11 protein-coding genes and 2 pseudogenes are annotated in these 10,403 nt (G+C 52.6%); 7 read left to right on the top strand and 6 right to left on the bottom strand.

Annotated features, from left to right (window positions below; genetic code table 11):
* From ASC94_RS31450 to ASC94_RS32205, 6 genes and pseudogenes are all read right to left on the bottom strand, one after another.
* Nucleotides 1-241: pseudogene (locus tag ASC94_RS31450) on the bottom strand (IS3 family transposase); the annotation flags it as partial.
* A pseudogene (locus ASC94_RS31445) lies at nt 238-552 on the bottom strand (DUF1153 domain-containing protein). The pseudogenes ASC94_RS31445 and ASC94_RS31450, both read right to left, overlap by 4 nt.
* A 336-nt stretch (nt 553-888) precedes the next feature.
* Nucleotides 889-1,659 carry a hypothetical protein gene (locus ASC94_RS32930; RefSeq protein ID WP_157201675.1) on the bottom strand — a complete coding sequence of 257 codons (771 nt, stop codon included), beginning with the start codon at nt 1,657-1,659 and terminating at the stop codon, nt 889-891.
* Nucleotides 1,660-1,892: 233 nt separating this feature from the next.
* Nucleotides 1,893-2,651, bottom strand: a complete 759-nt coding sequence (locus ASC94_RS32925) for a HEPN domain-containing protein (RefSeq protein ID WP_157201674.1) — start codon at nt 2,649-2,651, stop codon at nt 1,893-1,895.
* Nucleotides 2,652-2,797: 146 nt separating this feature from the next.
* Complete coding sequence (locus ASC94_RS32210) at nt 2,798-3,427, bottom strand: hypothetical protein (RefSeq protein WP_229417467.1); 630 nt, start codon at nt 3,425-3,427, stop codon at nt 2,798-2,800.
* 246 nt (nt 3,428-3,673) lie between these two features.
* Nucleotides 3,674-3,850: an H-NS family nucleoid-associated regulatory protein gene (locus ASC94_RS32205; RefSeq protein WP_373888145.1), complete on the bottom strand. Its 177-nt coding sequence runs from the start codon at nt 3,848-3,850 to the stop codon at nt 3,674-3,676.
* Between the two features lie 606 nt (nt 3,851-4,456).
* Here ASC94_RS32205 and ASC94_RS31440 point away from each other — a divergent pair.
* The 7 genes from ASC94_RS31440 to ASC94_RS31420 all read left to right on the top strand — a co-directional run bounded on the left by ASC94_RS31440 (nt 4,457) and on the right by ASC94_RS31420 (nt 10,344).
* Nucleotides 4,457-4,714, top strand: a complete 258-nt coding sequence (locus ASC94_RS31440; RefSeq protein WP_267875142.1) for a tyrosine-type recombinase/integrase — start codon at nt 4,457-4,459, stop codon at nt 4,712-4,714.
* Between the two features lie 208 nt (nt 4,715-4,922).
* Nucleotides 4,923-5,570 carry a hypothetical protein gene (locus tag ASC94_RS31435; RefSeq protein ID WP_157201673.1) on the top strand — a complete coding sequence of 216 codons (648 nt, stop codon included), beginning with the start codon at nt 4,923-4,925 and terminating at the stop codon, nt 5,568-5,570.
* A gap of 221 nt (nt 5,571-5,791) precedes the next feature.
* Nucleotides 5,792-6,628 carry a PIN domain-containing protein gene (locus ASC94_RS32920; protein WP_157201672.1) on the top strand — a complete coding sequence of 279 codons (837 nt, stop codon included), beginning with the start codon at nt 5,792-5,794 and terminating at the stop codon, nt 6,626-6,628.
* 35 nt (nt 6,629-6,663) lie between these two features.
* A complete protein-coding gene (locus tag ASC94_RS32915) occupies nt 6,664-7,659 on the top strand; it encodes a DUF3800 domain-containing protein (RefSeq protein WP_157201671.1) in 996 nt (331 codons plus the stop codon).
* Nucleotides 7,660-8,072: 413 nt separating this feature from the next.
* Nucleotides 8,073-9,041 (top strand): GlxA family transcriptional regulator, encoded by a 969-nt coding sequence (locus ASC94_RS31430; protein ID WP_056405372.1) that lies wholly within the window; start codon nt 8,073-8,075, stop codon nt 9,039-9,041.
* A gap of 109 nt (nt 9,042-9,150) precedes the next feature.
* On the top strand, nt 9,151-10,116 hold the full coding sequence (locus ASC94_RS31425; protein ID WP_056405371.1) for an SLAC1 anion channel family protein: 966 nt from the start codon (nt 9,151-9,153) through the stop codon (nt 10,114-10,116).
* A 12-nt stretch (nt 10,117-10,128) separates the two neighbouring features.
* Nucleotides 10,129-10,344: a DUF2783 domain-containing protein gene (locus tag ASC94_RS31420; protein ID WP_056405493.1), complete on the top strand. Its 216-nt coding sequence runs from the start codon at nt 10,129-10,131 to the stop codon at nt 10,342-10,344.
* Nucleotides 10,345-10,403 lie beyond the last annotated feature (59 nt).

The following is a 10,403-nucleotide window of genomic DNA, read 5'->3' as shown; positions in this document are numbered from 1 at the left end:
AAATGCGCTGCACGGTATTCTTGTTCATGCCCAGCAGCTGCGCCACCGTGCGATAGCCGAAGGACGGCGATTCCTCGATCATGGCTTTGATGGGCTCGGCCAGCTCGGGCTTCACCTTCGGCGCCGCCTTGGTCGGCTTGTAATAGGCGGTGCGGCGCGGCACCTCCAGCCATTTGCACAGCTTGCTGGTCGACACGTACAACCCATCTGCTTTGAGTCCCTGGCGGATCGTCTCGATCACTTCTCGTCCTCGCCCAACAGGGACTGCAGCTTTTTTCGGACCCGCAGCTCCAGCATCGCCTCCCCGTAGGCTTCCTGCGACTCCTTGATCTGGCGCTCGTATTGCTCGCGTAGATCGAGCGGATTGGCCCGCAGTGCGTTTTCCATGCCCCGCTTGCCTTCGTCAACCCAGGCTTCAACTTCCGATGGTGCCAAGTCATAGGCACGGCTTGCTTACGCGACCGTCGTTTTGCCCTGGATGATTTCCAGCACCAGCGCGCTCTTGCGCTTGGCCGTCCAGCGTTTTACCTCTTCGTCCATTTTCGTACTCACTGTCAATTTCCTCAATTATGACGTGAGCAGGAATTCAGTGGGTCGTTATAGGGAAGGGCTGGGCCAAGGCGGCCACCGGACGGGCCTACTACTGCGCCGGGGTGGTGCATTTGGGCATAGTGGCCGCTTGTGACATCGTTGTGGTGACGCGATCCCGAGGGCATGGGGACGCTTCAGCGTGGCACCTGAGGGGCACTATGAGGCAGCGGGGCCTGGGCGTCGGGTGCGTCGAGGGCGTCGATGAAACGGTTGGCAAGCTGCCACGCGGGGCTGTTTGAGGTCCATCAATTAAATCATGCTCGGCATGTCAATCTGAAGCGCATTGCTGAAATCATACTATTCATCTTTTGTTCGCCGCATGTGAGCAAGATGAGTCCAGTAAGGTAATGATACTTTGTCATGTTCAGGGGCGAGCATTTTTCCTAGCGGCTGTGGGGCCGCATCGGGTACCAGTGTCAGAATAATTGTGCTGACAACCGCTTCTAGGAAATTTACAAGTTGCTTGATCATATCTATCAATTCGTCAACTAAAGGCATAACCGAGTCCCGAACGTTCTCGCTGCGATATTTATCAAACATCCAGTGTAAGGCGACGGAGGCGGACGCATCATAAAAAGTATTGCCAGTTTGTTCGCCTACATACACTATATCATCCACCCATCCTGAATCTGGTGTTGTATAAGGAACCCATTCGTCGAATTGCGGATAGTGAAATCCCATACCATTTCTCAATCTTGTGAGCCAGGCAGCTCCACTAACCGATTTGTTGAATTTTCTAAGTTCATCAAGAAGTCTAGGCTCTTTGGAGAAAACCAGTTTATCCAAGCTAGTCTTTACTTCCTTTCCATTTGCAATATTCTTAAACTCGTAAATCTTTGAAGCGGCCAGTCGGAAAATCATGAATAGCTGTGCAAACTCCGCGCTTTTTCGGGGTGCTCGAGAATCGTTATGCTTTGGAATTGCAAAGCCGACCAGTTTCTGCAATGTCATCATTTCATTAAATACGTGACCCAGAACGTAGTAAGTATAACGCTCATGAGCGGATAGCGAAGAAATTTTATCGACGGGTATTGTAATTTTCGAGATTTTGATGCTACGATTAGCCATTATATTCTTCTTTAACTCTAGGTCAGCAGGGCAATCCAGGGGGGGCGGCAGCTTCTCCTTGGCATCAGGTGCACTATCAGGCAGAGTTAACTGTCCCGTTGTTGAAGCTCCATTTGTGCCCGTTCAAAATCGCTCACCGTAACTTTTTCCAGATTACTCGAATTTATACTTGCAAAGCCCGCTTCTTATATAGCCAGCACGAGCTACCGAAAAATTAACTTAGGAATATCACGCTACACCTTCTTTTTCCGTCTCTGCATCTCCTCTCTCCACGCATTCGCTATCCTCTTCGGTAGGAAAACATATTGCAGAACTAGGTCTAAAATTTCTGGATGAAGGTATAGAGGAGAGTTGCCGGACTCAGAATATAAAATCATAGTAATGCTGTGGCGTTTTCTATCTCCAAAATACAAATTTTTCCATAGCAGGGCATTTCGTGCTGGGTGATCTTTTTTCTTCATAATACCTTCCAGCCATCCAGAAGTGATGCAGGTGTCAATCACGTTGTCTGCAGCGGACGAGTTTATCCTGTTAATCATGGCATTCAAAATATTTACCTCTTCGTTGCCGTTTTTTATCTTGTAGTCAAGTACTTGGCAATATCTGCGTAAATAACTAACAGTTTTATCTAAGAGGATAAGGTCTTCTTGCTTGCTGTAATAAGAGACTTCGAAATAGCGAAATTCGGCTCCGGATTCGAGTCGGTCTATGAATTTCAGGCACTCAGTCGGCAGGTCAATGGAAAATTTGGCCCCGTTATTGATTCGCGATAGTCCTTCGGAAACCTCATGCTTCAGTTCCTTGGATGGTATCCGGTTATAGAGAAGAATAGCCTTGACATATTTTTCCAAACAGTGCAATGCTGACCATTGGAATTGCGGAATCAGACGGTGACGATGTGCCAAGCGTGCGTGTATGTAATCACGGTCAGCCATGTCTCGAAATGATCTTGTTGAAAAGTCGTTGAGGAGGAGTTCGTTGCGATCTATCATATTTTTCAGGTTTCCTAGATTTCAGATCGGCTCCAAAAAATCAGGTGCGACAGAGCGGATTGAACCATGCGGTAGCATCTCCAAAGCTCGACTGACTGAACTCAGCGCTTCAAGACTAAGGCACAACTGAACTGCACCATCTATGTTTAAATTCCGCCTGAATGTGGCACCGATCGGAGCAGTTGCCACGCATCCCGATATGGTTCCATCGTTCCCGGCGTAGCATAAACAGCCAAGCCCGACAGACTACGAACCCCGCCGTCCTTTTTTGGCCGCTCAAATTCTCGTCGCACGGCGTCACGAAACAGCCGGTTCGCGTCATCTACCGGCACGACAAAAAAGGAAAAATGATCGAACTGGAGCTTGCCATCATGTGCATGCTGCTGCCCGACCTTCTCATCTATATTGACGAAGACCACAAAGTCCGCTTTGAATTTTGCGACCTCTAAATCCTCAACGCCGGTTGCCTGGGTAAAATAAACCTGCGAGGCGCGAGCGTAGCCGGACTTCACCTGCACAAGGAGTTTTCGTCGTGGATCGGCAGTGTCAACGATAAGATCCGAACCGGCGAAATTTGCACGAAGCCCATTAGTATTGTGAGCAGGAATACCATGCATCCAACACTTCGCTGTTACAACCGCCTCACCAATTCGACCGTGAGATACGGTTTTCCGAATATTAATCATATATTTTTTGCCGAGTTCTTTGTGATATCGAATGGCCGGTAATGGATGTCGGCTTGATAACCGTCTATTCTCGCCCAAGGTGTCGGTCACTACGCGATATACGTAGCTTCATACGTCGATGCATCGGCCAGCCAGCGACTACGTCCCAAGCGAGTGCCCAACGGGTCGCCAGTCGTTCCGTTTCAGGCGTCCCAGTAGCCAATAAACGATCCATGGCCACCCCTGCACGGAATGCTGCATACCGCTGCTGGTTAGCTGAGAAATGAGCATTATGTAAGAGGCCCGTCCTGACTTCTCCGGATGTAGATGTATGACCACTCCCCTGTCGCCGCATTTCTACTTTATCAGGTATTGATCCTTGTCCTGACCATTGAGCCAGAGAGGTGCACGCCCACGGCCTGTCCAGGTTGCTCCCGACGCAGGATCCTTGTACTTCGCTGCTACAGGATTGGTCGTCTTGGCAGGCTTGGACTTCCCAGTCAAGTCAGCCAGAGAAAGTCCATGTGCCTTCATTAATTCAGCAATCTGAGCCTTAGCTGCCGAAATTTCGCTGGAACGTGCGGCTTCTGCTTGTTTCTGGAGTTCAGCGATTTATGCTTGGATTTGGGAATATGAGGACACGTTATTTTCCTTGTTAATAGCCAACATGGGCGATGGCAACAATTTACCATACCAATCGTTTTATGTGCACTTCTGATAATTCGTTGGACTCTGTGGGCGGCGCAAGACAGCAGGCTGCGTGCTGGGGGCGGGCTTGGGGGAGGGGGCCACCTTGCTAGTTTCTTGGGGTGCTAATGGGCCGTCGGGGCCTGCCATCCTGAGGGCATGGGGAGGCGTCCGCGTGGCACCTAGGGCCGCTGTGTGTGTCTTAACGAAGAGGGCGCGGGGCCGCCAAGGCACAATGTAAGTCAGGCATCGTCGTCAATAGGCAGTCGAAGTCATGGCGTATTCCGGCAACGAACTCCAAGTCAGGGCGCGTCCGCATGATCCCGTTGAACGACACCGCTATCGAGGTCCTGGACCGGCTAGGCACTGAGGGGAAGTTCGACAGCCTTTTCATCAACTTGCAGACCAAGGAGCCGCTGACTGCGGTGAATAAAGTATGGGGGGCGTCTGCGGGTGAAGGCTGGACCGCCTGATCTTCGGCTGCATGACCTTCGGCATCAGCATGCGTCGTTCTTGGTGAATGCTGGTCACACTCTGTATGCGGTCCAGAAAATCCTTGGGCATTCGGATGCGAAGGTGACGGAGCGGTATGCACTTCTATCGTCGGCTACGTTGCTTGCGGCGTCTAATAGCGTGTCTGTGGCGATGAGGGGCGCGGGCCGGACGGTTGCCAAGGTGCTGGAGGATGCTAACGAGGCGGTGGGCGTGTAACTGTTGCGGTCAGGGCGGCGCTTGCACGGGCCGTCCGTTCTTCTGTAGGGAATCGGGCGCGATGCTATAGGTTGTGAGAATTGGTGAGTTTTTCTTGGGAGTAAGATGTTATCCTCACTAGGCGGTCGAGCTCGGCCAGAAACAGACCCTCGGAATGGTACGGCGTATTTTTTATCACATAACAGTTATAGGCACACAATTGGAGTCCTTGAATTTCATTTTTGTTGATGGTCGGTTTGAGATACTGGGCTTCCCTGACGCGGTAAAGACTATTGCGCTCACTCGGCAAGAGGGGAAGTTCCTCGCGGATCTTGCGTTACACCAAGCTGATTTGGAGTTTGCATTGAATTGCCTGGAAGGAATCAACAGGCACCCCACCGACGCCTTCATACAGCAAGCGCTCTGGCGTTCCGCTGTGACCCACTTTGTAAAATGCTTTTCGAGCGGGGCGCGGCGGTTCCTTCAACCAAATCAGGTTCTCAAAGGGCAGCCAGAGGTGGCTTTGTGGGCGTTCAATTATATTAAGGAATTGAGGAATAAACACCTGGCTCATGATGATAATAGCCTCTCGCAGTCAATATCGGGGGCAATTATCAATAACGGAAAGAAAGAATTCAAGATTGAGAAGATTTTTGCCCTGCCAATTCACGCGGAAACACTCATGGCTGAGAACTATAGCAACCTTAAACTGCTATGTGATGTTGTATTGACATGGGTCGTAAATCAGTTCGATCTTGAATGTGACCGAATTACAGCTGTGTTAGAAAAGGCGAACCACAATGATCTTATGCGCCGATCTGAGCCTTTGTTCTCCATTGCAAAAATTGAAGACATCGGAATTTCCCGATCCGCCTAAATTACGGCGGTGGACGCAAGTCATTCTAATAATTTGATTCGAGAAAACGATGTTTGCGTACAGCTATTCTTAGGCAATCAAATATTCTGCTTTAAACTGGTTGCTGCCGAAGTGGGCGGAATTTCCATAGTTATAAATTGGAAATTGGCCGGAACCGGCCAGAACTTGACATTGACTTACAGCCATTTACGAAAAATTTAACCAATAAAATCCTACTGCGAATGCTAACGACTCTCATCTACATTGATACCAACGTTTATTTAGACTTCTATCAAGCCGCACATGATTCCATCGCAGTTTTCGACGAGCTACATGAGGTTCGAGAGAATTTAGTAATCACTGAACAAACAGGACAGGAATTTGCTCGCAACAGGAATAGTCGCCTCGCGCAGCTGGCTGGGAACATAATGAAAAGTAACTCGATGAATCCCTATACAGTATCTGTGGTACGAGAGACCCCAGAATACAAAGAATGGCTTGCGGCTAAAAAGGTGGCAGAATCCGCAGTCAAGAAGCTTGCAGCTCGTATCGAAACCTGGATCCTGGATGAGGATCAAGACCCCGTTACGAAGGGTATAAAGAAGTTAATTGGCGAAATGAATTATTACGTTACTAACGCAGAGGTGATCGAAAAGGCAAAACTCCGTAAGATTTTGGGTAATCCGCCTACATCGCCGGATAAGTACACCATTGGTGATGAGCTAATCTGGGAGACTTTATTGGAGCAATGCGATAAAGACTTAATCATCGTTTCCAGAGATAAAACATTCTTGGAAAACTACGGCATGCTCCGCGCTGAATACGACAGTAAAATACGAAAACTGGTGGGTGTTACCGATAGTTTGAGTAATGCCTTGAAAATAATTGGTAAGCCAGCTGTAGCTATTGCTAAGGCCGAGAAGGAGGTTAAGGCAGGCGCTAATGATGAGATCACAACTGGTATTTGCTCTGTTTGCGGCACGGAAATGGAGGAGAGCGGTTACGAAGGGAGTGAAGGAGACTCGGCTTGGTGGCTAGATTGCCCGAAGTGTGGTCATACGGCGTTCCCCTCAAAATGATTATGGTCGGTTGAGCGCAATGCTGTCGATTTTTCATGGATTTACTTGCAAGGAATCGAATGCACATATTTGTCGATGAGGCTGGGCTTTTTATACCAGAAAAAGGACGAGACTCTTGGTCGGTGGTCGGAGCCTTGGTCGTTCCCGAGTCTACTTTTCGATCGGCTCACGCTGCGTTGCGTCACTTCAAGAAAGTGAACAATGTTCATCCTTCGAAGGAATTTGAACGAAATATCTATGATCAAGAAAGCTACCATGTGCTACTCACGAGCCTCGCTGATGCCGGTTGCACGTTATACTGCATCGGTATGCAGGGAAGTTATGAAAATAATATAGAGGAACATCGCAGGAACAAAATAAAAGCGGTTCGAGCAGGATCATCGGCGAGTGCGACGGAAGAAGAGCGAAAGGCAATTCAAGAGACGGTAGAGCTGATTGAAAAGGTCTCTCCGCAGTTGTTTTTCCAGGCTATTTGCCAAATTCATCTTATGTATCAAGTCGTAAACCGGGCGCTGAGTTACTACGACGTTCGCTTTCCCGACGCACTTCAGCGATTCAACTGGCGCATCGATAGAAAAAATGCCCGCTCAATCACAATGTTTGAAAAAATAATTGAGCGTCTGATGACGGGAATGATTTATTCCCGAACGACGTCACAACCTTTTGCACGTTATGCAGATCTTGCCTATTCGTTCTTTCCATATTTCGAGAAGACAGAAGATCCACGATTTCATGGTGGCATTAATTTAACCAGAATGATGCATGACAGTTACGTATTGCGCACATCACGGCATTCAGTAGGCCTGCAGTTGGCAGACTTGGTAGTTGCTGGAGTACGTAAGTGCCTGAAAGGAAATTTTGATGACAACTTGGCGGCTGCAAAGCATTTAGGATGTCTTCTGGTAAGGCCCCCTGCCAAAGCGGCGCAGGTGGTAGAACTTTTCTCTTACGGAAAAACGCATAGGTATAACGGAGAGCGAGCGAAGATTTTTAAAGCCTTCCACTTCAACGCGAAGCCGATCTTTATTTGAGTCAGTACGCGCGAACATCCGGAACGGGGCGGAAGCTGTCGCTGCCTTACAATGGCTGCTGAGAAAGAGATAAAGTACGGATCCCAGTGCCAGTATGTGCCGCCTCAGTGCCCAGCTCGGTCGTCGTTCGGCGCTCGGCTGCCTAAGCCCTTGACCCGATTCGACTTTTTACAGGGGCAGGGTCGGCAGATGCCATAGGGTTTCGGTATCAGGTCGGTGTCTGCCCTCAGACACAGTGGTGCCCCAGAAGTCCGTTGCAAATCATCAACTTTCCGCTTACCATTTGCCCGGACCCTCGAACTGTTAATCCGCAGGTCCCTGGTTCGAGTCCAGGTCGGGGAGCCAGAATTCATGCAAAGCCCAGCCCTCACCGGCTGGGCTTTTTGCATTGTTGCCGTCATTGAGGACTTTCGATGAAACTGACGCTGGTGGTACTGGATGGCGTGCAAGCGCTGGACGTGGCGGGGCCGCTGGATGTGTTCGCCGAGGCGAACCGCCTGCTGCCGGAGAAGGACCGCTATCAGACTACGCTGGTGGGCGGCCGCCCGGATAGCGTGATGTGCTCCAGCGGCATGGAGTTCAAGATCCATTGCGATTACCCGAACTTCAACGCCGAGAGCGACCTGCTGCTGGTGGCGGGCGGCCCGCGCTATTTTGATTATCAGCCCGAGCCGGCCTTTGTCGCATGGCTGGCGGCGCGCGCGCGCAAAGCAGGCAGGTTCGGCGCCGTGTGCAACGGCGTGTTCCTGCTGGGGCACGCAGGATTGCTGACGGGCCGCGAAATCACCACGCATTGGGACCACGCGGAGCGGCTGGCCATGCAGTTCCCGGACGCGAACGTGCGGCCCGATAAAATCTTCGTCCGCGATGGCAATCTGTTCACGTGCGGCGGCGTCTCCGCCGGCATCGACCTGTGCCTGGCGCTGATCGCCGAGGACTGGGGCCACGACCTGGCGATGAAGGTGGCCAAGCGCCTCATCGTGTATGTCCGCCGCGACGGCGGGCAGTCGCAGTACAGCCCTTATCTTGCGGTCGGCCCGGACGAGGACTCGCTGGTCTCGAAAGTGCTGCGCTACGTGACCGACCATATCAGCGACGCGCTCACCATCGAGGACATCGCCGACGCGGTGGGCGTGAGCCGCCGCACTTTCTCGCGCGCGTTTGCCAAGCATGCCAACGTGACACCGTCCGTGTTCGTGGACCAGGTGCGCATCGACTTTGCCCGCAAGCTGTTGGAGGAAACCGATGTGCCGCTGAAAACGGTGGCTTTCCGTTGCGGCTTTCGCAATGCCACGCAGATGCGGATGAGCTTTTCGCGCCAGATGGGCTCCACGCCCAAGCAGTACCGCGACCGTTTTCGCCCCGGCGGCGAGGGCAGGTAGCAGCCCGATAGCCGCTTTTGGGACAAGCGGTGCGCGTTTTGGGCCACCCCGGTCCCGGGCCGGCTTTGCTCATGCAGAATGGCTCCACGTTATCTCAACTGGAGTCATCATGGAATCCGCCCAAGCACGTCCGTCTATCCGATATTTACCCGTCAGCCTGTTCGGCTCAGTGATGAGCATTGCCGGGCTGTCGCTCGCCTGGCGCCTGGCCAGCAGGGCCTACGGCACCGATATCGCCGTCTCGAACGCCATCGGCATTGTTGCGCTGATTATGTTCGTCGTCTTGAGCCTGTCCTACCTGGGCAAGCTGCTGCGGCACCCTGAACTGGTGCGGGACGAATTTTCCCACCCCGTCATCGGCAATTTTTTCGGCACCGTGGGCATCAGCATTTTGCTACTCTCCAGCGTGATTGGCGCCTACAGCCAAAGTGCGCAACTGGTGGTGTGGGCGATCGGCGCGGCGGTCACGCTGGCGCTGGCCGTGCTGATGATTTCGCGTCTCCTGAACGGCAACGCTGCGGCGGCGAGCGCGGTTCCCGCATGGTTGATCGCCGGCGTGGGCAGCCTCGACATCGTCGTCACCGGCGGCGCGCTGACGGCGGAATGGACGCATGAGGTGAACCTGCTGGCGGCAGCGGTGGGCGGCGTCAGCGCCGTGGTGTTCTTTATCCTGATCTTCTCGCGGCTGGTGCACCATGCGCCGCTGGCGGACGGCATGCGCCCGTCGAAGATGATCCTGGTTGCGCCGTTCGCGGTCGGTTTCATCGCCTATGTGAACCTGGTGCAGAAGGTGGACATGTTCGCCGCGCTGTTGTTCTATTTCGGCCTGTTCCTGTTTGTGATCGTCTGCTACCGGCTGGCCTCGAAGCCGGCGCCGTTCTCGCCGTCGTGGTGGGCCATCGGTTTCCCGATGGCGGCACTGAGCAATTCGGCGCTGATCTATTCCGGCTCGGCCGGCGGCAAGGGCCTGGGCGCAATCGCCATGGTGCTGCTGTTTGTGCTGACCGTGTCGGTGGCCGTGCTGGCCGTCCGCACGGTGTATGCCCTGGCCACCGGCCGTATGCTGACCGCCTGAGGTGCGAGCATGATGAACGCGCCACTGATCCTGGGTTCCAACCTCGATAACTTCGACGACTTTTACGACATGCTGAGCGACTCGCACAATGGCCTGGACGAGGGCCAGAGCAAAATGCTGAGCGCCCAGCTGATCCTGCTGCTGTCGAATCACATCGGCGACCTGGCTGTGCTGCGCCAGGCCTTCGCTCTGGCACGCATCAACGTGGAAAGGACGCTGCCGCGCTGAGCATGACGTATGATGGGAAGCTATGCACAAACGGTCCTTCCCGCCAGTTGCCGCCAGCG

Source organism: Massilia sp. Root418 (genome assembly GCF_001425265.1).
Taxonomy (GTDB): Bacteria; Pseudomonadota; Gammaproteobacteria; order Burkholderiales; family Burkholderiaceae_D; genus Rugamonas.
The sequence above is the reverse complement of the archived record's forward strand: the minus strand, read 5'-3'. Positions and strand labels throughout refer to the sequence as shown.